The organism is Robertmurraya beringensis, assembly GCF_042433785.1.
GTDB lineage: Bacteria > Bacillota > Bacilli > Bacillales > Cytobacillaceae > Robertmurraya_A > Robertmurraya_A beringensis.
The window spans coordinates 43,411-66,834 of record NZ_JBHLUU010000116.1; the positions used below are offsets into that span (position 1 = coordinate 43,411).

The window sequence follows — 23,424 nt, forward strand, 5'->3', positions numbered from 1 at the left end:
TGATTGATTGAAATACCTTACCCCTTTGTTATAGGAGCAAACTTCGCTAACAGTCGTTTGATCCCAACTGGTTTAGGAAATGCGATATCAAGCTCAATTCCTTCTCCTTCGCCTTTTACGCTAACCACGGTACCTGTGCCCCATTTTCCGTGCACGGCCTTGTCTCCCACTTTCCATCCAAGCTCTTCTCCACCCGTTGAATTCGTCATTGGACGAAGTACCGGCTTACGTACAGCGGCTGCTTGTCTAGCGGCAAAAGGACTGGCTGACTGTGATTGTAACGACGGCTTTTTCGGCTCTAATCCTTCGAGAAGATTTGCTGGAATCTCGCCTATAAATCGAGAAGGAGGGTTCATATTCGTACGCCCAAATAAGGTCCTCATTTGTGCATTCGTGATAAACAGTTCTTCCTCCGCTCTTGTGATTCCCACGTAAGCAAGGCGACGTTCTTCCTCCATCTCTGCTTCTTCCATAAGAGATCGGCTATGCGGGAACACTCCTTCTTCTAGTCCTAAAAGGAACACAACAGGAAATTCAAGACCTTTTGCGGAGTGCAAGGTCATCAACACAACGGTATCGACTTGCTTTCCGTCTTCATCCAACTTATCGATATCGGCAACAAGGGCAAGATCGGTCAAGAAGGCAATCAGACTTTTATCTTCATTTCCTTCTTCAAAGTTTTTCGTAACAGACAAAAATTCGTCCAAGTTTTCTAGTCGGCTTTGTGCTTCAATCGATTTTTCCGCTTTTAACATTTCATAATAGCCGGTTTTCTCTAACACTTCTTCTACAAGCTCTGTCACCGATAAATACTCTTGCATATGTGTGTAGTTATTAATTAAATCGTAAAATTCACGACAAGCCTTTGTAATTTTCGGGCTTAATCCGATTAACTCAATCGATCCCAGTGCTTGGAACATGGACATATCATGCATGTCCGCAAAGTTCGCAATCTTATCAACGGAACTCGACCCGACTCCTCTTTTTGGAACATTAATCACACGAGTTAGGCTGATATCGTCATCTGGGTTTGCAATCAAGCGTAAGTAGGCTAGTGTATCTTTGATTTCTTTTCTGTCATAGAACTTCACTCCGCCGACGATGGAGTATTCAATGTTCGACTTTAGTAACACTTCCTCCATTACACGGGACTGAGCATTGGTTCTATACAGAATGGCAAAGTCGGAGTATTTACGTTTACCGCTTTGAATAGCTTCCTTAATTTTTCCTGCTACGAACTGCGCTTCGCTTTGCTCACTGTCCGCACGATAATAGAAAATCTTATTTCCTTCTGGATTCTCCGTCCAAAGATTCTTATCTCTACGATTTAGATTGTTCTTAATCACTTCATTCGCCGCAAAAAGAATTCTCTTTGTCGAGCGATAGTTTTGTTCTAGAAGGATCACCTCTGAACGCGGATAATCCTTTTCAAAAGAAAGGATATTGGCGATATCTGCCCCACGCCAGCGATAAATCGACTGATCGGAGTCCCCAACCACACATAGATTTTGGAACCGTTGCGCCATAAGTTTAACCAGCATATACTGAGCACGGTTTGTATCTTGGTACTCGTCCACATGGATATATTGAAACTTTCGTTGATAGTAGGTTAATACCTCTGGAACACGTTGAAACAGTTGAATCGTTGTCATAATCAAGTCATCAAAATCGAGTGCTTGATTTTTGCGTAGTCGCTTCTGATAAAGCTCGTACACATCGGCAACAATTTGATCCATATGACCGCCCGCATTTTTCGCGAATTCTTCCGGACCAATCAGTTCGTTTTTCGCTGAACTAATAGCCCCAAGGATCGCACGTGGATCGTACTTTTTTGGATCAAGGTTTTTTTCTTTTAAAATGGTCTTAACCACGGATTGTTGGTCTGTTGTGTCAAGAATCGTAAAGTTACGATTGTATCCTAGTCGGTCAATATCTCTTCTTAAAATACGTACACACATCGAGTGGAACGTAGATACCCAAATTTCATCGGCTACTCCCCCCATCATGGAATAAATACGTTCCTTCATTTCACGCGCCGCTTTATTTGTAAACGTGATCGCCAAAATATTGTACGGATTCACTTGTTTCTCTACCATCAAATAGGCAATACGATGCGTTAGTACTCTCGTCTTTCCACTACCCGCACCAGCCATCAATAACAGAGGACCATCCGTCGTTTTCACCGCTCGCTGTTGTTCTGGATTTAAACCATTTAATAATTTATCTGTTAAGTATTGCACTATATTTTCACCACCATACAAACATATGTTCTTATTCTATTTTACCTTTATACTATCGTTTAATCAATTTAATTCCGACCGTTTGAAGAGCTTCCTCTAAATTGTCGTAAACAGCATTCCCCACAATAATCACATCTGCTAGTTCAGCCATTTCCTTCGCCTGCTCTAATGTATGAATACCTCCACCGTAAAACACGGTTGTCTCCTGGGTTGCTTGGCTAACGGCCTTCACAATTTCAGGGTCCCCGTAGGTTCCACTGTATTCTAAATAAAAAATAGGCAAATGAAACATCTTCTCAGCAATTTGCGCATAAGCAACCACATCTTCCTTGGTTAAAGATGTTTGGGCATGGGTTAGTTTGGCTACTTTACAATTTTCGTTCAAGATACAATATCCTGCAACAAGAATTTCATCCCAATTCATGATATCCCCATATTCCTTAACCGCTTGATGATGTAAATCAACAATCCATTTGGAGTCAGGACTATTTAAAACCGTTGGGATAAAATAAAGATCAAAGCCTGGTGTAATCGACTCAAGGTTGGAGATTTCCAACACACAAGGCACCGTGTATCTTCGGATTCTTGCCATTAAATCCAGTACCTTTTCATCCGTTACTCCATCGGTTCCACCAACAATGACGGCATCTGTGCCTGACTCACATATTCTCTCCAGCGCTTCATCTGAGATTGTTTTATCAGGATCTAATTTAAAAGCATGACGCCATTCTCTTGTATCGTACATGCTGTAACCTCCATTCTACTATCACATTACACCATTATAGCACTAGCGAAAGTTTCTAAAAAATAAAACCAAAGATTTCTTATGAAAAAGCACTTGAATTCACGATATCATTCACAGGGCGTTTTTCATTGACATTTTTTTTGGCAAATTTTAATTGCTTATTATGTCTTGATTCACATAGTAGATCACAGGGTAAGGGTAATAAGCGGAGAATTTCCGGTTAGGCTCCTGAATACAGCTTGTTTTGGGGTAAATAAGCGGAGGTTTTCCGATTAAGCAAAGCAAAATTGCCGATTTTCACGTTTTTCGAGTCAATAGTCGGAATCTTTCCGTCTATTTAGCTATTTTCAGTACGATTTCCTTAATTAAGAGAAATTTCTCCGCTTATTTTTCAAACACGCTTTATTGCTTAAGCGCTAAAAAAGGATTAGAGATATTTGCATCTCTAATCCTTTTATCCCGCTATTTTTTACTCCGAAACCGTTCCTGCTTCTTCTTCCTTCACACGCTCTAATGCCATTTCATACGCATCGTTTCCGTAATTCAAGCAACGCTTAACACGTGAAATCGTTGCTGTACTTGCACCTGTTTCTGTTTCGATTTTATGATAGGTTTTCCCTTCACGAAGCATACGGGCCACCTCTAAGCGTTGGGCTAATGATTGGATTTCATTGACCGTACATAAATCATCAAAAAATTTATAGCACTCTTCTAAATCCTTTAACGTTAAAACCGCCTTAAATAACTGGTCGAGCTCTTTGCCCCTTAATTTATCAATTTGCATGATCTAGACTCCTTTATGATTGTATCGTAACGGTTTGTTCCAATCCTGGATTCGTTGGAACGATATTGATCCATGTTTTTCCTGGAACAAACTTGACTTCTTCGCCATTTAAGAAAGGAAGAATTCTTCCATCTACATTTTTCCACTCTACCTGAAGAAGCTTTCCTTGCTGTAATAAATACCCTTTTCCACCAGAGGTTAAATCAATCTCTCTTCTTCCAGAGTCATCGAGTAAAGTGTGCTCCATCTCCGCAATAAAGACATTGTCGAGAAGAACCGGCTCCTCTGAATCTAAATCTATCGTTTGTTCATCATTTGAATATCTAGCATATTTTTTGCTACTGGTATCGTATTTGTAGTCGACCTTAAACAGATTGCTCTTTAAGTAGGCAACTGTAACATTCTCAGCAGCTTCACCTGTGATACTGGCTAACTCGTCTTCCTCATAAAAAGGCAGTGCCTCTGGAGTTTCTGACATGTCATAACCGACTTGCTTTGCTCCTTTTAAAATATTCTCATAAGAAATATAGGAGTTATGTGGTGCTTGCCTGAAGCTCGCACGTTTAAAAAGCGTACCATCATACTGCATTCCATTTAAATTATCTATAACCCCACTCGTAAGCATTTCCTGTGCTTCAGGACTGTACCCATGAGCGATATATAATGAATCATACCCGCTGGCAAGGTCAATATAATAATCTCTTGCACTTCTTACTGGCCCAATATTTTCAGGATGTTCGCTTTGAAAAATAGCCAAAAATCTCGTCACATTGCCTTCTGCTAACACTTCGTAAACGATGTCTGCTTGGTTTAGAGCGGACTGCGGCCTTGCTTTTGGATCATTGTTGATCATCACACCAAATGCTCGACCAGATGGTTCATCTGAAAGTTCCACACCAGTTAAAGGAGCTTCAAAAGTTTGGGATACTTCTTCTACGACTGTATCTTCCTCTTCCACTGGTTTTTCACTTTCCTTTTGAACCTCTTCTACTTTGTTACAGCCAGTTAGTATAAAGGCAGATGCCAATCCGACTGTTATCCATTTCTTAAGCATCAATACACCCCTAATAATCTTTTTCTATGCTTTTTCTATGAGGTCCTTTTATATTTTAACGCATTATCGTTGGAAAGAGTATCATTTTGTTCATCACATCGTACATCCCTTGCTGCGTAATTCGGATATACGGCAGATGTGTGGATGAGAAGAATAGCAAGGTATAGATAGGATCGCCGTACGCATACCCTTTTGTTTTTAAATAAGCAAGCAATTCCTTATCTTCCTCAACCAGCCTCTCAACTGAGTGGTCACTCATCACTCCACTTAAAGGCAGTGGAATTTCTAACACAATTCTTCTTTCCTCACTGATGACAATTCCTCCACCCAGCTCGACCATGCGGTGAAAGGCGTTCATCATTTCATACTTGTTTTTTCCAATTAAGATAATATCTCCTGTTGTCGAGTACGAACTAGCTAAACCCTGTACCTTGTTAGAGAATCCTTTTAACATCGTGTTGATTCTCCATTTGCCATGTTTATCAATTAGCATGAAGAAGCATTCATCATGGTCACACGAAAGCTCATCATAATTGGCATCAATAGACACAGAATATGGCTTGGTAATAACGGCATTCTCCATTTTTATTCCAAATGGCATAGAGAACTGAAAATCATCCATGGATAGTTCCCAGTCTAACTTTAACGGTTCAAACCCCATATCCACCCAATTTAGTTGCTCATAGGCATTGGTGTCTTTTCCATCCCTTTTCACCCACTGACCTTTTGCCAAAACCGATACAGGGGTTGGATTACGTTCATCTGTCAAAAAGTTAATATTCGCTACTCTTCCTGTCGCAATATTTCCATGGAGGTGTTCTACATTGTAGTAGCGTGCTACATTAATCGTCCCCATATTGTAGGCATCAATGACTGGTACTCCCTTTTTTATGGCGATTCGAATCATATTATCAATAATTCCATTTTCGTAAAAGTGAGGAGATGCGCCGTCTGTGGTAAACATAAATTTATCGTACATCGTGATTCCCAGCTGATGTATTTCATCTAAAAGGACAGGTAAATCTGGACGGATAGATGAATGTCTTAACGAAACCATATAACCCTGCATGAGACGATTATAAATTTCTTCTCCAGTCATCGCTTCATGATCACAGTCTGCACCAAATAACATCATCTTTGCCAATGTTTTTTCAGATGCGCCCGGAAAATGGCCTTCCACTTTCTTTCTCATTCGTTTGGCTTCTTGCATCCAATGGAGCATCATATCATCCCCATCAAGAAGCTTTGGCCAACCGGTCAGCTCTCCGCCTTGAATCACTGCATCGTGTTCGAGCCAGGATTTCACATTGCTATGTGAAAAAATTTGCTCCTCGTCTCGGATCTCTGTTTGGGCATCAAAGCGGCACCACCAATACATGGAAGTTGGTGAGTTATGCATCTCCCTCATAAATGAGAACGCTTTATTTTTTTCCATCTGCAACGCAAGTACCATATTGTCATTAATTAGTGTTGTTGTTCCATATTGCGATGCATAGTGTGCAAGCGAATGGGGATTATATACTTGAAAGGGATGCGCATGTGGCTCAATATAGCCTGGAACCAGTAAAAGACCTGAGCAATCCACGATTTCACAATTGTCTACATTGTCAGGATATTGGTCGCCCACATAAATAATACGGTCGTCGTATATCCATATATTCGCTGTCATCCAAGCACGAAATGTTTGATTCAGGTACTTGGCATTTGTTAATAGAATAGTCGGAGAAACATTTCCATCTAGAACGGAAATATGTTCTCTAATATGTTTATTTTTCCATCGATATCGTTGATCCAGCATGTATGTCCCTCCTTAAGCAGTGTCCTTTATCTTAGAAAAAATTTGTCATATTACGGGTAACAATAGTTCAAATACCAAAGATCTACCATTGATTGGTTAGATTTTTTGACACAGTTTTTTCAAAAATATTGTCAGAAATTCAACACTACCTATCTAAAATGAAAACCCTTACATTTTATAGGTTTGGTTTTTATAGTACCATATTTCACTGTTTAACGCAGTAAAGAAGTACTAAATTTTTAAAATAATTGTAAAGGAGTGACAATTTCATGAATGTAAAGCCCAATATTGGCATTTTAAATGCTCTTGTCCGTATTACCATTGGTTTAAGTGTCTTAGCATGGAGTACAGCGAAACATACAAAAATGCCTTGGAGAGATTCCTATGTATTGCTAGGAATTTTAGGTGCTATGAAGGTGGCAGAGGGGATCGTTCGTTTTTGTCCAATCACTGCCCTCTATGAAAGAGAACAAAATTTGAGAAACAATCAAAATCAATCTTCTAATGAAAAATCAATGACGGAACAGTTTTTACCTTATAATACCCAATAAAAAAGCCCCCTCTGATCACAGAGGGGGAAATCTCACCATAGAAAGGAGTCATCACTATATGTTTTGGGAATATGTTAGCGATATGTCCTTTGTATTGATTGCTTTGATTGGAAGTATCATTGCTCTTCTATTTGTTTATATTAAGAAGTCTGGCAAGCGGCAAACGTAATGGCTTTATGTCCAATATCTTTTCTATAAAAAATGCCCTCACTTGATACATGGGATAACTCAGCATACACACGCTCTTGTGCTGCTTGAAGAGTGTCTGCCTTCGCAGCTGCTAGCAATACACGTCCGCCAGCAGTAACGATCTTTCCTTCCTCGTTCTGATCGGTTCCAGCATGGAAGACAAGTCCTTCCTTCACAGAATCAAGTCCTTCAATAACACTACCCTTTTCCGGCTGTTCGGGGTAGCCTTTTGCTGCGCAAACAACACCCACCACGGCATCAGATGACCACTCGATCGTTGGCTGTTCTCCGTTTAACACGGCAAGAATGACCTCTACTAAGTCCGATTCCATTCTTGGAAGAACCACTTGTGTTTCTGGATCACCGAATCGAGCATTGAACTCAATGACCTTTGGTCCGGAAGTCGTTTGAATCAGACCCGCATAAAGAATTCCACAGAAGCTTCTTCCTTCTTCAATCATCGCATGTGCAGCAGGCTTTAACACCGTTTCAACAGCTGTTTGAACAGCTTCACTGCTGATTTGCGGAACCGGAGAATAAGCCCCCATTCCACCTGTGTTTGGTCCTTGATCGCCATCGTATGCACGCTTATGATCTTGAGCAATTTCCATTGGCACCACAACGTCACCATTTACAAATGCCATGAGAGAAAATTCTTCTCCCTCTAAGAATTCTTCAATAACGACTTTCGCAGAGGCTGCACCAAACTTGCTATTCACGAGCATTTCTTTCAAGCTGTCAATCGCTTCTTCTAACGTTAGAGCAACGGTTACTCCTTTGCCTGCTGCAAGACCATCTGCCTTAATGACAATAGGAGCGCCTTTTTCCTCCACATACGCTTTCGCTGCATCAAAATCTGTGAAGGATTGATAAGCAGCGGTTGGAATTTGGTACTTTTCCATCAGCTCTTTAGCAAACGATTTGCTGCCTTCAATTACAGCAGCTTTTTGATCTGGACCAAAAACCGCTAAACCTTCTGCGCGAATGCGATCAGCAAGTCCCGCTTGAAGTGGTGCTTCAGGTCCAATAATCGTAAGACCAATCTTTTCTTCTTTTATAAAATGAATCAGCTTGTCTTGTTCGTCTTCAGAAATATCTACACGTACGGCTAAGTCTGTCATTCCTACATTCCCAGGAGCGACGAACACCTTTTCTACAGAAGGACTTTGGCTTACCTTCCAGCAAATAGCGTGCTCTCTCCCTCCACGACCTACGACTAGAACGTTCATGGTTTGTACCCCCATTTTTGAAAATTAGTGTTTAAAATGTCTAACTCCAGTGAATACCATTGCAATTCCGTACTCATCTGCTTTTTTCACTGAATCTTCATCACGAATTGATCCACCCGGTTGAATAATCGCTGTAATTCCAGCCTTTGCCGCTGCTTCAACGGTGTCATCCATTGGGAAGAATGCATCTGACGCAAGTACCGCACCTGTAGCTTTTTCTCCAGCTTGTTCTAAAGCAATTTTCGCTGCACCTACACGGTTCATCTGACCAGCACCAATTCCAAGTGTCATGTCAGCATCGTTCACAACGATCGCATTGGATTTCACATGCTTAACAACCTTCCAGCCAAGCTTCAGTGCTTTCCATTCCTCTTCACTAGGTTCACGCTTCGTAGCTACCGTTACAGTCGCATCTTCTAGTGTAAAACGGTCTTGATCTTGAACAAGTAGTCCGCCTTCAATTGACACATGCTTGTTTTCTACCTTAACTTTTTCATCAAACGGAATCGTTAGCAAGCGAAGATTCTTTTTGCTTGTTAATACTTCTAAAGCTTCCTCTGAATAAGAAGGAGCAATGATAATTTCTAAGAAGATTTCATGAAGCTTTTCAGCCGTTGGTTTATCCACTTCACGATTCAAGGCAATAATTCCACCAAAGATCGATATAGGGTCAGCAGCAAACGCTTTTGTGAATGCATCATAAACATCCGTTCCTGTTCCTACACCACAAGGGTTCATATGCTTAACCGCTACTGCCGCAGGCTCCGTAAATTCTTTTACGATTTGAAGGGCTGCATCTGCATCATTAATATTGTTATATGATAACTCTTTGCCATGAAGTTGAGTGGCATTAGCAATCGAGAAAACAGAGCCAAGTGGCTTACGATAAAAAGCTGCCTTTTGATGTGGGTTCTCCCCATAACGAAGACTTTGCTTTAATTCATAAGTAACCGTCATTTTTTCTGGATTTTCTTCACCAGCAAGGTCAGTCATGTACTCAGCGATCATTGCATCATACGCAGCTGTATGTCTAAATACTTTGGCAGCAAGCTTACGACGTGTAGCTTTCTCTACATCACCTGAAGCTTTCAGCTCTTCTAGTACCACTTCATAATCAGTAGGGTCAACAACCACAGTTACGAACTCATGGTTTTTGGCTGAAGCACGAAGCATTGTTGGTCCACCGATATCGATGTTTTCGATCGCATCTTCAACGGTCACATCAGGCTTAGCAATCGTTTGTTGAAATGGATAAAGATTGACACAAACGATTTGGATTGGGTCAATTTTATGCTCAGCAAGTTGCTTTTGGTGGTTTTCATCTGAAAACTTTGCTAAAAGGCCTCCGTGAATGTAGGGGTTAAGTGTTTTTACCCGGCCCTCAAGAATCTCTGGAAACCCTGTTACATCGCTTACGCTAATAACTGGAACACCTGCAGCCTGTAAGGCATTCTTTGTTCCTCCAGTAGAAATTAATTCATATCCTAATTCACTTAAATGACGGGCAAACTCAACAACCCCAGTTTTATCAGATACACTAATTAATGCTCGTTTTTTCACTTTCCGTTCTCCTTTCACCCTTTAAAAGCTGGCTGATTACTGATGGATAGAGCTTGTGCTCCACCTCATGTATTTTTTTCTGCAGACTTTCCTTTGTTTCTCCCTCATCAACGATCACTGACTGTTGAGCGATAATAGGTCCCGTATCCATCCCTGCGTCCACGTAATGTACCGTTACTCCGCTTTCTTTCACATTAGCCGCTAACGCTTGACCGATCGCATCTTTACCCGGAAAGGCCGGCAGCATCGATGGATGGATATTGATGATTTTTCCTTCAAAATCAGTTAACAAGGTAGGACCAATTAATCTCATATACCCTGCTAATACCACAAGATCAATGTTTTTCTCTGTAAGAAGAGCACAAATCTTTTGCTCATACTCCTCTTTTGAAGAATAGTCCTTCGCACGAAACACAAACGTTGGAACGCCTGCCTCTTCTGCTCTTTGAATGGCGTACGCACTCGGCTGGTCACATACTAACAGCTGCACCTTCACCTCGAGCTCACCACATTGAATCGCTTCTAAAATCGCACCAAAATTACTGCCCGAGCCTGATGCAAATACAGCTATATTTTTCATACTGTCCCTCGCTTACCTAATGTGTATTCCCTCTTGGCTTGATACCGTTCCGATTGCATAAGCTTTTTCTCCACTTTCGTTAAAGAAACGAATCACATCGTCTGCAATCTTCTTATCCACTGCTACTACCATACCCGTACCCATATTAAAAATATTATACATTTCCTTACGGTCAAGCTCACCATACTTTTCAAGCAAGTTAAAAATGGCTGGTACCGTCCAGTTTGACTCTTCTAAGTCTGCTCCTAATCCCTCTGGAAGCATACGTGGGATGTTTTCTACAAAACCACCACCGGTAATATGAGCCATTCCCTTAATGTCAAACTTTTTCAATGCAGCTAATAATGGCTTCACATAGATTTTTGTTGGCTGTAGCAACTCCTCACCAAGGGTGCGACCAAGTTCATCTACGTGCTGAGTAAGATCAAGTCCTGCTTTTTCTAGCAATACTTTACGAACTAATGAGAAACCATTGCTGTGTAGACCGCTTGATGCAAGGCCGATTAGAACATCACCCGATTTGATCGAAGCACCGCCAACTAATGCCGACTTTTCACAAGCTCCTACCGAGAATCCAGCCAGATCATATTCTTCTTCACTGTACATACCAGGCATTTCAGCTGTTTCTCCACCAACAAGTGCGCAGCCCGCTTGTTCACAACCGTCTGCAATTCCCTTAACGATGGCTTCAATCTTACTAGGCTCTGCTTTTCCGCAAGCAATATAATCTAAAAAGTAAAGCGGCTCTGCCCCTTGAACCACAATATCGTTCACACACATGGCCACGGCATCGATTCCAATTGTGTCATGCTTATCGAGCATAAACGCAAGCATCAACTTCGTTCCCACGCCATCTGTTCCAGAGACGAGCACCGGCTCCTTCAGGTTTAGACTTGAAAGATCGAACATACCACCAAACCCACCTAAGCCTCCAAGCACACCTGGACGAATGGTACGCTCTACATGCTTTTTCATACGGGAAACAGCTTCGTATCCAGCCTCAATATCTACCCCAGCTTGTTTATAAGCATTTGCCATTGTAAAAACCCTCCATAGAAAAGCGCAAGCGTCTTAAGTAGACGCCGGTGCTAAACAATTTTCATGTAAAAATAGATTTCCGAAGAAAAGGCAGCATGTGCTGCTGCCATTTATTTGACCGTTTCTAGTGTTAGTTCCGTTGGATAAATTTCCGTTGGGTATTTACCAGTAAAGCAAGCTAAGCACTGTCCGCATTGATCCTCTCGTGGATCCTTCCCGATTGCTTCAAGCATTCCCTCCACACTCAAGAATGTGAGCGAATCCGCACCAATCATCTCTCGAATTTCTTCAGGCGAAAGCTTAGACGCAATTAACTCTTCTCTTGTAGACGTATCAATTCCATAGAAACACGGATTTTGAATCGGAGGAGAACTAATGACCACATGGACTTCCTTTGCTCCCGCTTCCTTCAACATCGTGACGATTCTACGGCTTGTTGTCCCTCTAACAATCGAATCATCCACCATAATGACACGCTTGCCCTCAACCACTCCACGAACTGGAGAAAGCTTCATCTTCACTCCCTGTTCACGCAAAGTTTGAGATGGCTGAATAAACGTACGACCCACATAACGGTTTTTAATTAAACCCATTTCATAAGGAATACCAGATTGCTCTGCATAACCAATCGCTGCTGAAATACTAGAATCAGGTACACCCGTTACGACATCCGCTTCAATCGGTACTTCCAAGGCAAGTTTTTTCCCCATTGCTTTTCTTGCCGTATGAACATTAATTCCTTGAATATTGCTATCCGGTCTTGAAAAATACACATATTCCATCGTACACATCGCTTGGTTTGATGCAATGGAATACATTTCTGAATGAATGCCATTTGCATTAATGGTAATTAACTCACCTGGCAATACATCGCGAACGAACTCGGCACCTACTACGTCAAAGGCACAAGTCTCTGATGCCACCACATACGCGTCACCCAGTTTAGCAATGGATAATGGTCGCATGCCGTTCGGATCAAGAGCAACCATTAACTCATCTTCTGTCATAATCAAGAAGGCGTAAGCTCCTTTTAACATCGTTAAAGCGGTTTTTACACGATCTTTAATCGATGAAAATCCACCGCGACGAATTAAATGGGCTAGCACTTCTGTATCAGAACTCGTTTGAAAAATACTTCCTTGTCCCTCAAGCTGAAGCTTCAGCTGATTCGCATTCACAAGGTTTCCATTGTGCGCAAGAGCAAGACTGCCCGTCTGTGAGTTGAAGAGAAGCGGTTGAACATTCTCGTAACCGCCTCCTCCAGCTGTTGCATAACGAACATGCCCAATTGCCGCACAGCCCGTCATTTCTTCCATCGCCTTGGCCGTAAAGATCTCGGCAACAAGACCTTCCCCTTTTAAGCCCTTCAATCTCTTTTGATCAGAAACGACCATTCCCGTTCCTTCCTGACCACGGTGTTGAAGGCTATGCAATCCGTAATACGTGAGTTGTGCAGCGTCCGGATGTCCCCAAATACCAAAGATACCACACTCTTCATTTAACCCCTTTAGCTCAGCAAGCATGGGATTGCCCCTTTCCAAGCCTTTTCTAGCGTAGAAACTGGTTGTGTAACGACCAATTCATCACCACAAGTTATTTTTAAATCAGACGTATCTGTTACTGTACCGATATAAGTTGCATCTACTAAACTCTCAAATTGAGCTTGGTTTTCTTTTTTCACCGTTAATACGAAGCGAGATTGTGACTCACTAAATAGTGCCGTTGTTGCTTCGCCTTGAAGGGTAACTTCTGCTCCTAGTTCTGAGCTACCCATTAAGCTTTCAGCAAGTGCTACTGCTACTCCACCTTCAGACACGTCATGAGCAGATGCTACCACTCCTGCACGAATCGCTGAAAGAACTTGCTTTTGAGCTTTCTCTTCTACCTCAAGGTTAAGCTCTGGCGCTTTACCAAAGATATTGTTGTGTGTCAGCTTTTGAAGCTCACTTCCACCAAATTCAGGCTTTGTTTCCCCGATTAGATAGATTAAATCTCCCGCATCTTTAAAGCTTTGCGTAGTAATATGATCGATGTCCTCGATTAATCCAACCATTCCAACAACCGGTGTTGGATAAACAGCCGTTCCACTTCTTTCATTGTAAAGTGATACGTTCCCACCAATTACTGGTGTGCTTAAAACGTTACACGCTTCACTCATACCATCAACCGATTTTTCAATCTGCCAGAAAATTTCTGGCTTCTCTGGATTTCCGAAGTTTAAGCAGTCCGTGATCGCAAGTGGTACCCCACCAGAAGCAACAATATTACGTGCCGCTTCAGCCACTGCGATTTTTCCGCCTGTTTCTGGATCCAAGTAAATGTAGCGAGAGTTACAGTCCGTTGTCATCGCTAGTGCTTTTCTAGTTCCACGAATACGAACCACTGCTGCATCACTTCCTGGCGCAACCACTGTACTTGTACGAACCATATAATCGTATTGATCGTAAACCCACTCTTTGCTTGCAATCGTCGCTTGCTTAAGAAGATTTACTAACGTTTCGTTATGATCTTTAACTTCTGGCACTGTGTTCTCCATCGCTTGGAACTCACGGAAGTACGCAGGTTCTAAAGATGGCTTGTGGTAAACTGGTGCTTCTTCTGCAAGAGCATCAGCAGGAACATTCGCAACAACCTCACCGTTATGAACTAAACGAAGCATTTTATCGTCTGTAACTACACCGATAGCCACTGCATCTAAATCGTACTTACCAACGATATCAGCAATTTCTTGTTCACGACCCTTTTCAACAACGATTAGCATACGCTCTTGAGACTCAGAAAGCATCATTTCGTAAGCGGTCATTCCTTTTTCACGCTGTGGAACAAGGTCAAGATTCATCTCAATTCCTGAGCCTGCTTTACTTGCCATCTCCGCTGATGAGCTAGTAAGACCCGCTGCTCCCATGTCTTGAATTCCAACAAGAGCATCACATTTAACCAATTCAAGGCAAGCTTCTAGTAAAAGCTTCTCCATGAATGGATCTCCTACTTGAACTGCTGGACGATTCTCATCTGATGTCTCCGTTAGTTCTTCTGATGCGAACGTTGCACCGTGGATTCCATCACGACCAGTTTTAGCTCCTACGTACATTACTGTGTTACCAACACCGTGCGCTTGACCTTTTTTAATATCCTTATGGTCAATTAAGCCGACACACATGGCGTTAACAAGTGGATTGCCTTCGTAGCATGCATCAAACTGAATTTCTCCACCAACCGTTGGGATACCGATACAGTTTCCGTAACCCGCGATTCCAGCAACCACTTCTTTAAACAAATATTGAACACGGCTCGATGCGTCTAACTCACCGAAACGTAGAGAATTTAACAATGCGATTGGTCTTGCACCCATAGAGAATACGTCACGGATGATTCCGCCTACTCCTGTCGCTGCTCCTTGGTAAGGCTCGATTGCCGATGGGTGGTTATGACTTTCGATTTTAAAAACAACTGCCTGCTCGTCTCCGATATCCACAATTCCAGCACCTTCTCCAGGACCTTGAAGAACACGTGGACCTGATGTTGGGAACTTACGAAGAACCGGTTTTGAGTTCTTGTAGCTACAATGCTCTGACCACATAACAGAGAACAAACCTGTTTCTGTGTAGTTCGGCGTGCGTCCAAGAATGTCTTCTACCATTTGAAATTCTTCGTCAGACAAGCCCATTTGTGAATAAATTTTCTCTTGTTTAATTTGCTCCGGACTTGGCTCAAGCTTTAACAACATGTGAGTCCCTCCATTGTTTAACGATCGATTGGAATAACTTTACTCCGTCTGCTCCACCTAATAGCTCATCAACAGCTCTTTCAGGGTGTGGCATCATTCCTAGTACATTTCCTTGTTCGTTCATAATTCCAGCGATATCCGCTAAGCTACCGTTAGGATTATTCGTATATGTGAAAACGATCTGCTTGTTTTCTTTTAATCTAGTTAATGTCTCTTCATCACAATAATAGTTTCCTTCACCATGAGCGACAGGAATTTGGATGGTTTCTCCTTGCTTATAGCTACCAGAGAACATCGTTTCGTTGTTTTCCACACGAAGTTCAACATTTTTACAAATGAACTTTAAGCTTTCGTTACGACGCATCGCTCCAGGTAGTAAACCTGCTTCTAATAAAATTTGGAATCCGTTACATACACCGAGTACCGGCTTACCAGCTTCAGCTGCCTTCACGACTTCCTGCATGACGTTACTAAAGCGAGCAATAGCACCTGTTCTTAGGTAATCACCGTAAGAAAATCCACCTGGTAAAAGGATGGCATCAAATCCGTCTAAGCTGGTTGCGTCATGCCATACGTATTCTACTTCTTCTCCTAGTTCATCCTTAATCGCATGATACATATCGATGTCACAGTTTGAGCCAGGAAACACGATTACCGCAAATTTCACTGTGCAACACACTCCTCAATCTCATAGCGATAGTCTTCAATAACTGTGTTAGCTAGGATTTTTTCACATACTTCTTTAACTACTTCTTCTACATCACGATCTGATTTTTCTACTGTTAATTCCATATATTTTCCGATACGAACATCTGATACCGCCTGATAATTTAACGAATGTAGTGAATGAACAACTGCAGTTCCTTGTGGATCTAATACACTCTCTCTTAACGTTACAAACACTTTAACTTTATACATGTTGTGGTCCTCCTAATTTTTCAAGAATTGTTTCATATGCATCCGTTAAACTTCCTAAATCGCGGCGAAATACATCCTTATCAAACTTTTCATTTGTGACTGCATCCCAAAGGCGGCATGTGTCAGGCGAGATTTCATCAGCAAGTAATAATTCTCCTGCAGCATTCTTCCCGAATTCTAGTTTGAAATCGATTAAGCGAATTCCTAGCTCTTTGAAAAAGCTTGATAAAGTCGCATTTACAGTCAGTGCTTTTTCCTTTAATTGCGCTACCTCTTCAGGAGTGGCAAGCTTTAATTCTTCTACATGATCATCTGTGATAAGCGGATCACCTAATGCATCATCCTTTAAATAAAACTCCACTAATGGCTTTGACAGCTCCTTGCCTTCTTCTACTCCAAGGCGTTTTGAAAAGCTTCCAGCTGCCACATTACGAACGACTACTTCAAGAGGAACAATGTCCACCTTTTGAACAAGCTGCTCAGTCTCAGAAAGACGCTTTACAAAGTGAGAAGGAATACCCGCGTCATGAAGCTTTAAAAATAACAAACTAGTAATCTCGTTATTCAAGCGACCCTTCCCATCGATTGTTGCCTTTTTTTCACCATTAAAAGCAGTAGCTGAATCCTTGTACTCAATCCAAACAATTTGTTCATCATCCGTTTTGTACACCCGTTTCGCCTTGCCTTCGTATAATAAGGAACCTTTTTCCATTAGCAATCGTACCTCCTGAATCGGAATATTGGCAATTTTTTGAGTAGAAGCGCCGCTGGGACGCTTCTTTTTATAAACCTAATCTTTCAAAAATGGTATCTACGTACTTGATATGGTAGTTGTAGTCGAAGCAATCATCGATTTCAGCTGGGCTTAACTTGCTAGTAATCAGTTCGTCACTTTCGATAAGTGAGCGGAAATGAACTTGCTTTTCCCAAGCTTCCATTGCTCTAGGTTGAACCGTATCGTATGCTTGTTCACGAGTTAATCCTTTGTCAATTAGCGCAAGAAGAACACGTTGTGAGTAAATCAAGCCAAGTGTACGATCCATGTTTCTCTTCATATTCTCAGGGAAGACCGTTAAGTTTTTCACAATGTTTCCAAAACGGTTCAACATATAGTTGAGTGCGATCGTTGCATCTGGAAGAATGACTCTTTCAGCAGAAGAGTGGGAAATATCTCTTTCATGCCAAAGCGAAACATTTTCGTATGCAGTCATCATGTATCCACGAATCACACGAGCAAGTCCAGTCATATTTTCAGACCCAATTGGGTTTCTCTTATGTGGCATAGCAGAAGATCCTTTTTGCCCTTTTGCGAAAAATTCTTCCACTTCACGTGTTTCACTCTTTTGTAATCCACGAACTTCAGTTGCAAACTTTTCAATTGAAGTAGCAATTAGAGCAATCGTGCTCATATAGTGTGCATGACGGTCACGTTGCAAGGTTTGAGTAGAGATTGGAGCTGGCTTGATTCCAAGCTTTTCACAAACATATTTCTCAACGAACGGATCAATGTTTGCATAGGTTCCAACTGCACCAGAAATTTTACCGTATTCGATGCCTTCAGCTGCCTGCTTAAAGCGATCTAAGTTACGTTTCATTTCCTCGTACCATAGAGCAAGCTTTAAACCAAATGTCGTAGGTTCTGCGTGTACTCCGTGTGTACGACCCATCATAACCGTATGCTTATGTTCTTGAGCTTTATTTTTTAAGATCTCAACAAAGTTCTCTAGGTCTTTTAAAAGGATATCATTCGCTTGCTTAAGCATATAAGACAGTGCCGTATCCACCACATCTGTTGAAGTTAGGCCGTAATGTACCCATTTACGCTCTTCTCCAAGTGTTTCAGAAACAGCTCTAGTAAAAGCGACTACATCATGACGTGTTTCTTGTTCAATTTCATTAATACGGTCAATATTGAAAGAAGCATTTTGACGGATTTTTTCAACGTCCTCTTTCGGAATTTCACCAAGCTCTACCCATGCTTCACATGCAAGGATTTCTACTTCTAGCCAAGCCTTAAAGCGATTTTCCTCTGTCCAAATAGCTCCCATTTCCGGGCGTGTGTAACGATCAATCATGTTTTATCCTCCGATCAATTCTTCAATTTTACTCCAAATCCCACTGTCTTCAATTTCTGCTAGCGCATCTTCTACGTTCTCTCGAAGCAAGGTAATATGCCCCATTTTCCGCTTAAACTTCGGTTCGATCTTTCCATAAAGATGAATTTTCCAATCTGTTACGGATGGAATGGCTTGAAGCACAGCTTCTTGATGCTCTCCTAAAATATTTACCATGACTGCTGGTTTTAAGAGAGTCGTACGTCCTAACGGCAAGTTACATACCGCACGCACATGCTGTTCAAACTGTGACGTTTCACAAGCTTCAATCGTGTAATGACCTGAATTATGAGGCCGTGGTGCCAATTCATTGATATAAATATCGTCCTCTTTTGTAAGAAACATCTCAACCGCTAGCGTGCCGACCAACTGCAAGGCTGAGGCAAGCTTTTTTGCAAGCTCTAATCCCTTTCTAGCTGCATCTCCACTTATTCGAGCCGGAACAATGGTCTCATGTAAAATATTGTCTCGATGTATATTCTCTCCAATTGGGAACACTTCAGTCTGCCCACTTGCACTGCGAACAACGATTACTGAAATTTCCTTCTCAAAAGGAATCCACTTCTCTAACACACACGAACCATGTTCTAGTAACTTCTCAGCCAATGGCAGATCCTGTTCTGTCTTGATGACCAGTTGACCTTTGCCATCGTATCCACCAGTAGCTGTCTTTAAAACAGCAGGAAATCCAAGCCTTTTTATATTATCATAAATGTCTTGTACAGAATGGATGACCGCATAAGGAGCCACTTTCACTCCAGCCTTTTCAATAGCTGCTTTTTCAGTGATTCGGTTTTGAGTGACCTCTAGCAATTGGGTTCCTTGTGGTACATAAGCATGCTCTGCCAGCCATTTTAAAGCTTCTGCATCAATATTTTCAAACTCATAGGTGATCACATCACTTACACTCGCAAGTTCTTTGATTGCCTCAAGATCGTTATACCCTGCCACGATGCTCACATCAGATACTTGAGCACAAGGAGAATCTTCCGCAGGATCAAGGACAGCCACTCGGTACCCTTGAGCTTTTGCCGATAAGGCCATCATTTTGCCTAACTGTCCACCACCGATAATCCCAATCGTTTGTCCTGGCAAAATCACTGGATTAGACAAGCTCATCACTACTTTCCAAAACAGTTTGTTTCGTTGCTTCTCTTTTCTCCTGAAGCTTTAAAGCAATCTCTTCGTTAAAGGCTCCTAATATTTGAGCAGCAAGCAATCCCGCATTCGTCGCACCAGCTGTTCCAATGGCAACCGTTGCTACCGGAACCCCTCCAGGCATTTGTACAATCGATAGTAGGGAGTCTAAACCGTTCAACGCCCTTGATTGAACTGGAACACCGATCACCGGTAAAGTCGTTTTTGCTGCCACCATTCCAGGAAGGTGAGCTGCTCCGCCTGCTCCTGCAATAATGACCTTTATTCCACGATCACGAGCCGTTTCTGCATATTCAAACATCAAGTCAGGTGTTCGATGGGCAGATACCACCTTTTTCTCATACGGTATATTTAAATCGTCTAGCACGGTACACGCTAGTTTCATAGTTTCCCAATCAGATTTGCTTCCCATAATAATTCCAATTTGTGCTTCCACTGTACCCCTCCTAGCTAAATAATATAAAAAGCCCACACAGATTCTTTCCATGACGAGGAAAGGAATCTGTCCGGGCTTGTTCATACAAGATGGAAGAGACACAAAAGAAGCGCCTCTTACTCCGGGCATATCACATTTCCTCATAGTCCGATCATTTACGGTAATCGGGTAGAAACTCATGGGCCATATTCCCATTATTATACGAGGGCTATTTCTGAATCTTAATCTCATGTATATATTACATTCTGTTATATAATCTGTCAATGAAATTGTCGAACGTTTATAATTTATGTATAGTTAATGTTCGTGTTTTACTCTATTAACCGCGCTTCGAATACAATTTTCCTGGCGATCGGCTCATAAGTAACCTCTCCCGCCTCTTTTACTTCTTGAAAAACGGGCTTTTCTGTCCGCTTTACAGGAGTATACCCTTCTTTCGCCATACGTTCAAGACAATCACTTAATGTTTCGTTTTCCTCAACTTCGAAAATGGTTTTTTTTGGTTTTGTCATGTTACATGGTCCTTTCAGTGTCCTTTAATAGTAACCTATTATACCCATTAATACGGGGGAATAGAAGTCTACTTATGCTTACTTACGTTCAATAATAGTTAACAAAATTTTCATTTACATTTTTAAAGGGTGGGAGTATGATAATCAAAGTTTCATATTCTTAAATCGCTGAAACCATTGGTACGGGGGACCCAACTCTTCTGGGGTGAATCCTTTTAAAAGGTAGGGCTACTCATGAGGCCCGAATCCGACAGCTAACCTCGTAAGCGTTTTTTGAGAAGGAAGGTGGAGCTTGTGGAGCAAAATGGCTAATGTCTACAAGTCTTATTTCGTGATGACTTTGTAGGCTTTTTTTGTGGATTTTTTTAGTTAAATCTTACTAGATGGTGGTGTCAAACATGATCTCTTCTATAAAGAGATTACTTATAGGTAGACCTTTGAAGTCTGCCCAGTTAGGTGAACAAAAGTTAAATAAAACAAAAGCTTTAGCGATTTTATCATCGGATGCTTTATCATCCGTTGCCTATGGACCCGAGCAAATCCTGATCGTTCTCGTTTCTATAGGAGCCATCGCTTTTTGGTACTCTATTCCAATAGCGATTGGAGTACTTCTTCTTTTAACCGCTTTGATATTGTCTTACCGACAAATCATATATGCCTACCCTCAAGGGGGTGGAGCGTATGTGGTATCTAAGACCAATCTGGGTGTGAACCCAGGGTTAGTGGCCGGAGGATCCTTATTGGTGGACTATATATTAACAGTGGCTGTAAGTGTGTCAGCAGGTACCGATGCCATTACTTCAGCCTTCCCAGCCTTACATGACTATAATGTGGAGATTGCGATTGTATTTGTTATCTTTTTAACACTTCTAAACTTAAGAGGGGTAACAGAATCTGCCTCCGTTCTTGCTTATCCGGTTTATTTATTTGTTCTAGCCTTATTTATCTTAATCGGAGTAGGTCTATTTAACGTGATCACAGGTCAGGTGCCTCCTGAACTGCATACACCCATTGGAACACCAGTAGCAGGAATTAGCTTATTCCTATTGCTTAAGGCCTTTGCGTCAGGGAGCTCTGCGTTAACAGGAGTCGAAGCGATATCAAATGCCATTCCAAACTTTAAAGATCCTGCTCCAAAAAATGCGGCAAGGACACTGATGCTAATGGGTACATTACTAGCGATTTTATTATCTGGAATTGTCGTTTTAGCTTACTATTACGGCATTACTCCAAAGGCAGAAGAAACCGTCGTCTCCCAAATTGCTAGTCAAACCTTTGGTCGAACCTTTATGTATTTCTTCATTCAAGGGACAACCGCGTTAATTTTAATACTAGCAGCAAATACAGGATACTCGGCGTTCCCATTATTAGCTGTAAACATAGCCAATGATAAGTTTATTCCTCGTATGTTTACACTTCGAGGCGATCGACTAGGCTATTCAAATGGAATTATGATGTTAGGTTTTGCTTCTATCTTGCTCATTATTACTTTTCATGGACATACAGAAAATTTAATCCCATTGTATGCCGTTGGTGTCTTTATCCCCTTTACCCTTTCCCAAACTGGAATGATGGTAAAATGGATTCGCGAAAAGCCCTCTGGTTGGGTATCAAAGCTCATGATTAACTCGGCTGGCGCTCTGATAAGTTTCGTGGTTACAATGATGTTTTTTATCACAAAGTTTAGCCAGGTATGGCCGGTTCTTGTTTTTATTCCTGTGATTGTATTGGTCTTTCACAAAATCCATAAGCATTATGAGGCAATTGCAGATCAGCTTCGTGTGACCACTTGCGAAGCAGCACTCCCCATCGAAGGGAACGTCATCATCGTACCTGTAGCTGGCATTACCCATGTTGTGGAGAACTCGATTAACTATGCTAAGTCACTATCAGCAAGCCAAGTCATTGCTGTGCATGTGGCCTTTGATCGGGAAGAGGAAAAACGCTTTGAGGAAAAATGGAAAGAGTGGCAGCCTGACGTACGATTGGTCACCTTACATTCTCATTATAGAAACATGATTCATCCACTCTCCAAATTTGTCGACACCGTCGAGCATAAAGCGAGTGAGTCCAATTACCGAGTAACTGTGTTAATCCCCCAGTTCATACCGAAAAAAGGCTGGCATAACATGCTTCATAATCAATCTAGCCTTTTGATCCGTTCCTTCTTGCTTTATAGAAAAAATGTAGTTGTTTCGACCTTACCGTATCATTTGAAGCATTAGTTTGGGGCGGGGTTGGAAAAAGCACCTGTGAGGGTGCTTTTTTGTTTTATGAGACCGAAGATTGAACTCTGGCATTTTTATTTGGGAAATGGAGATGCTCATGGGCACATAGAGCCTTTCTATTTTACCACTTGAGGCAATTCGAGTTACTCATGGGCAAATAGAGACATTCTATTTTACCACTTGAGGCAATTCGTGGTGCTCATGGGCAAATAGAGACATTCTATTTTACCGCTTGAGGCAATTCGAGTTGCTCATGGGCAAATAGAGGCATTCTATTTTACCGCTTCTAAGGTTTATCCTCTCTTACGGGCAGATAGAACATCTCTATATACCCGTTTTAACATTCAACTATTGTATTTGGTCAAATAGAGGCATTTGTTTTAACTATTCAATTCTAATTTCATATCTAAAGAGTAGATAGAAATTAAATACAACAAAAAAAGCACCCAATCAGGTGCTTTTTTCTTTGCCTAGCGACGTCCTACTCTCACAGAGGGAAACCCTCAACTACCATCGGCGCTGAAAAGCTTAACTTCCGTGTTCGGTATGGGAACGGGTGTGAC

At 41.6% G+C, this 23,424-nt stretch carries 21 protein-coding genes, 1 rRNA gene and 2 riboswitches; of the genes, 3 read left to right on the top strand and 19 right to left on the bottom strand.

Annotation, left to right across the window (positions count from 1 at the left end; translation table 11 throughout):
• Positions 1 to 17 precede the first annotated feature (17 nt).
• The 5 genes from pcrA to ACFFHF_RS17905 form a co-directional block, all read right to left on the bottom strand.
• The gene (gene pcrA / locus ACFFHF_RS17885) at positions 18 to 2,240 is read right to left on the bottom strand and encodes a DNA helicase PcrA (RefSeq protein WP_377058734.1); all 2,223 of its coding nucleotides are present in this window, start codon (positions 2,238 to 2,240) and stop codon (positions 18 to 20) included.
• 52 nt (positions 2,241 to 2,292) lie between these two features.
• Positions 2,293 to 2,985 carry a heptaprenylglyceryl phosphate synthase gene (pcrB, locus tag ACFFHF_RS17890; protein ID WP_377058735.1) on the bottom strand — a complete coding sequence of 231 codons (693 nt, stop codon included), beginning with the start codon at positions 2,983 to 2,985 and terminating at the stop codon, positions 2,293 to 2,295.
• 469 nt (positions 2,986 to 3,454) lie between these two features.
• Complete coding sequence (locus tag ACFFHF_RS17895) at positions 3,455 to 3,769, bottom strand: YerC/YecD family TrpR-related protein (protein WP_160548533.1); 315 nt, start codon at positions 3,767 to 3,769, stop codon at positions 3,455 to 3,457.
• 13 nt (positions 3,770 to 3,782) lie between these two features.
• Complete coding sequence (locus tag ACFFHF_RS17900; RefSeq protein ID WP_160548534.1) at positions 3,783 to 4,823, bottom strand: DUF3048 domain-containing protein; 1,041 nt, start codon at positions 4,821 to 4,823, stop codon at positions 3,783 to 3,785.
• 55 nt (positions 4,824 to 4,878) lie between these two features.
• Positions 4,879 to 6,621: an adenine deaminase C-terminal domain-containing protein gene (locus ACFFHF_RS17905; RefSeq protein ID WP_340902022.1), complete on the bottom strand. Its 1,743-nt coding sequence runs from the start codon at positions 6,619 to 6,621 to the stop codon at positions 4,879 to 4,881.
• A 269-nt stretch (positions 6,622 to 6,890) separates the two neighbouring features.
• Between ACFFHF_RS17905 and ACFFHF_RS17910 the strand changes: the two genes are divergently transcribed.
• On the top strand, positions 6,891 to 7,172 hold the full coding sequence (locus ACFFHF_RS17910; RefSeq protein WP_340902021.1) for a YgaP family membrane protein: 282 nt from the start codon (positions 6,891 to 6,893) through the stop codon (positions 7,170 to 7,172).
• An 82-nt stretch (positions 7,173 to 7,254) separates the two neighbouring features.
• Positions 7,255 to 7,341, top strand: a complete 87-nt coding sequence (locus tag ACFFHF_RS17915; RefSeq protein WP_377058742.1) for an EYxxD motif small membrane protein — start codon at positions 7,255 to 7,257, stop codon at positions 7,339 to 7,341.
• Here ACFFHF_RS17915 and purD read toward each other — a convergent pair.
• The 13 genes from purD to ACFFHF_RS17980 form a co-directional block, all read right to left on the bottom strand.
• Positions 7,313 to 8,590, bottom strand: a complete 1,278-nt coding sequence (purD, locus tag ACFFHF_RS17920; protein ID WP_340902019.1) for a phosphoribosylamine--glycine ligase — start codon at positions 8,588 to 8,590, stop codon at positions 7,313 to 7,315. The two genes, ACFFHF_RS17915 and purD, sit on opposite strands and share 29 nt — an antisense overlap.
• Positions 8,591 to 8,614: 24 nt before the next feature.
• Positions 8,615 to 10,150, bottom strand: coding sequence for a bifunctional phosphoribosylaminoimidazolecarboxamide formyltransferase/IMP cyclohydrolase (gene purH, locus ACFFHF_RS17925; protein ID WP_377058736.1), 1,536 nt, complete (start codon positions 10,148 to 10,150; stop codon positions 8,615 to 8,617).
• Complete coding sequence (gene purN, locus ACFFHF_RS17930; RefSeq protein WP_160548538.1) at positions 10,128 to 10,730, bottom strand: phosphoribosylglycinamide formyltransferase; 603 nt, start codon at positions 10,728 to 10,730, stop codon at positions 10,128 to 10,130. The genes purH and purN overlap by 23 nt, the downstream gene beginning before the upstream one ends.
• Before the next feature lie 12 nt (positions 10,731 to 10,742).
• On the bottom strand, positions 10,743 to 11,768 hold the full coding sequence (gene purM, locus ACFFHF_RS17935) for a phosphoribosylformylglycinamidine cyclo-ligase (protein WP_160548539.1): 1,026 nt from the start codon (positions 11,766 to 11,768) through the stop codon (positions 10,743 to 10,745).
• Positions 11,769 to 11,878: 110 nt separating this feature from the next.
• Positions 11,879 to 13,291 carry an amidophosphoribosyltransferase gene (gene purF / locus ACFFHF_RS17940; RefSeq protein WP_160548540.1) on the bottom strand — a complete coding sequence of 471 codons (1,413 nt, stop codon included), beginning with the start codon at positions 13,289 to 13,291 and terminating at the stop codon, positions 11,879 to 11,881.
• Positions 13,276 to 15,495, bottom strand: coding sequence for a phosphoribosylformylglycinamidine synthase subunit PurL (gene purL / locus ACFFHF_RS17945; RefSeq protein WP_160548541.1), 2,220 nt, complete (start codon positions 15,493 to 15,495; stop codon positions 13,276 to 13,278). Before purL ends, purF begins: the two co-directional genes overlap by 16 nt.
• Positions 15,479 to 16,162, bottom strand: coding sequence for a phosphoribosylformylglycinamidine synthase subunit PurQ (gene purQ, locus ACFFHF_RS17950; RefSeq protein WP_340902015.1), 684 nt, complete (start codon positions 16,160 to 16,162; stop codon positions 15,479 to 15,481). Before purQ ends, purL begins: the two co-directional genes overlap by 17 nt.
• Complete coding sequence (gene purS / locus ACFFHF_RS17955; RefSeq protein WP_119706435.1) at positions 16,159 to 16,413, bottom strand: phosphoribosylformylglycinamidine synthase subunit PurS; 255 nt, start codon at positions 16,411 to 16,413, stop codon at positions 16,159 to 16,161. Before purS ends, purQ begins: the two co-directional genes overlap by 4 nt.
• Positions 16,406 to 17,125, bottom strand: coding sequence for a phosphoribosylaminoimidazolesuccinocarboxamide synthase (gene purC, locus ACFFHF_RS17960; RefSeq protein WP_160548546.1), 720 nt, complete (start codon positions 17,123 to 17,125; stop codon positions 16,406 to 16,408). Before purC ends, purS begins: the two co-directional genes overlap by 8 nt.
• A 70-nt stretch (positions 17,126 to 17,195) precedes the next feature.
• The gene (gene purB, locus ACFFHF_RS17965; RefSeq protein ID WP_160548542.1) at positions 17,196 to 18,488 is read right to left on the bottom strand and encodes an adenylosuccinate lyase; all 1,293 of its coding nucleotides are present in this window, start codon (positions 18,486 to 18,488) and stop codon (positions 17,196 to 17,198) included.
• A 3-nt stretch (positions 18,489 to 18,491) separates the two neighbouring features.
• Positions 18,492 to 19,646: a 5-(carboxyamino)imidazole ribonucleotide synthase gene (gene purK, locus ACFFHF_RS17970; RefSeq protein WP_377058737.1), complete on the bottom strand. Its 1,155-nt coding sequence runs from the start codon at positions 19,644 to 19,646 to the stop codon at positions 18,492 to 18,494.
• Positions 19,633 to 20,121, bottom strand: coding sequence for a 5-(carboxyamino)imidazole ribonucleotide mutase (gene purE / locus ACFFHF_RS17975; RefSeq protein WP_377058738.1), 489 nt, complete (start codon positions 20,119 to 20,121; stop codon positions 19,633 to 19,635). The genes purK and purE overlap by 14 nt, the downstream gene beginning before the upstream one ends.
• A gap of 123 nt (positions 20,122 to 20,244) precedes the next feature.
• Positions 20,245 to 20,346, bottom strand: a riboswitch (purine riboswitch).
• A gap of 86 nt (positions 20,347 to 20,432) precedes the next feature.
• Entirely contained in the window at positions 20,433 to 20,633 is a 201-nt protein-coding gene (locus ACFFHF_RS17980; protein ID WP_160548543.1) for an NETI motif-containing protein, read from the bottom strand.
• Positions 20,634 to 20,789: 156 nt separating this feature from the next.
• Positions 20,790 to 20,918: riboswitch (cyclic di-AMP (ydaO/yuaA leader) on the top strand.
• Between the two features lie 113 nt (positions 20,919 to 21,031).
• Here ACFFHF_RS17980 and kimA point away from each other — a divergent pair.
• On the top strand, positions 21,032 to 22,858 hold the full coding sequence (kimA, locus tag ACFFHF_RS17985; protein ID WP_377058739.1) for a potassium transporter KimA: 1,827 nt from the start codon (positions 21,032 to 21,034) through the stop codon (positions 22,856 to 22,858).
• Between the two features lie 471 nt (positions 22,859 to 23,329).
• Here the strand turns inward: kimA and rrf are convergent.
• Positions 23,330 to 23,424, bottom strand: a 5S ribosomal RNA gene (rrf, locus tag ACFFHF_RS17990); the annotation flags it as partial.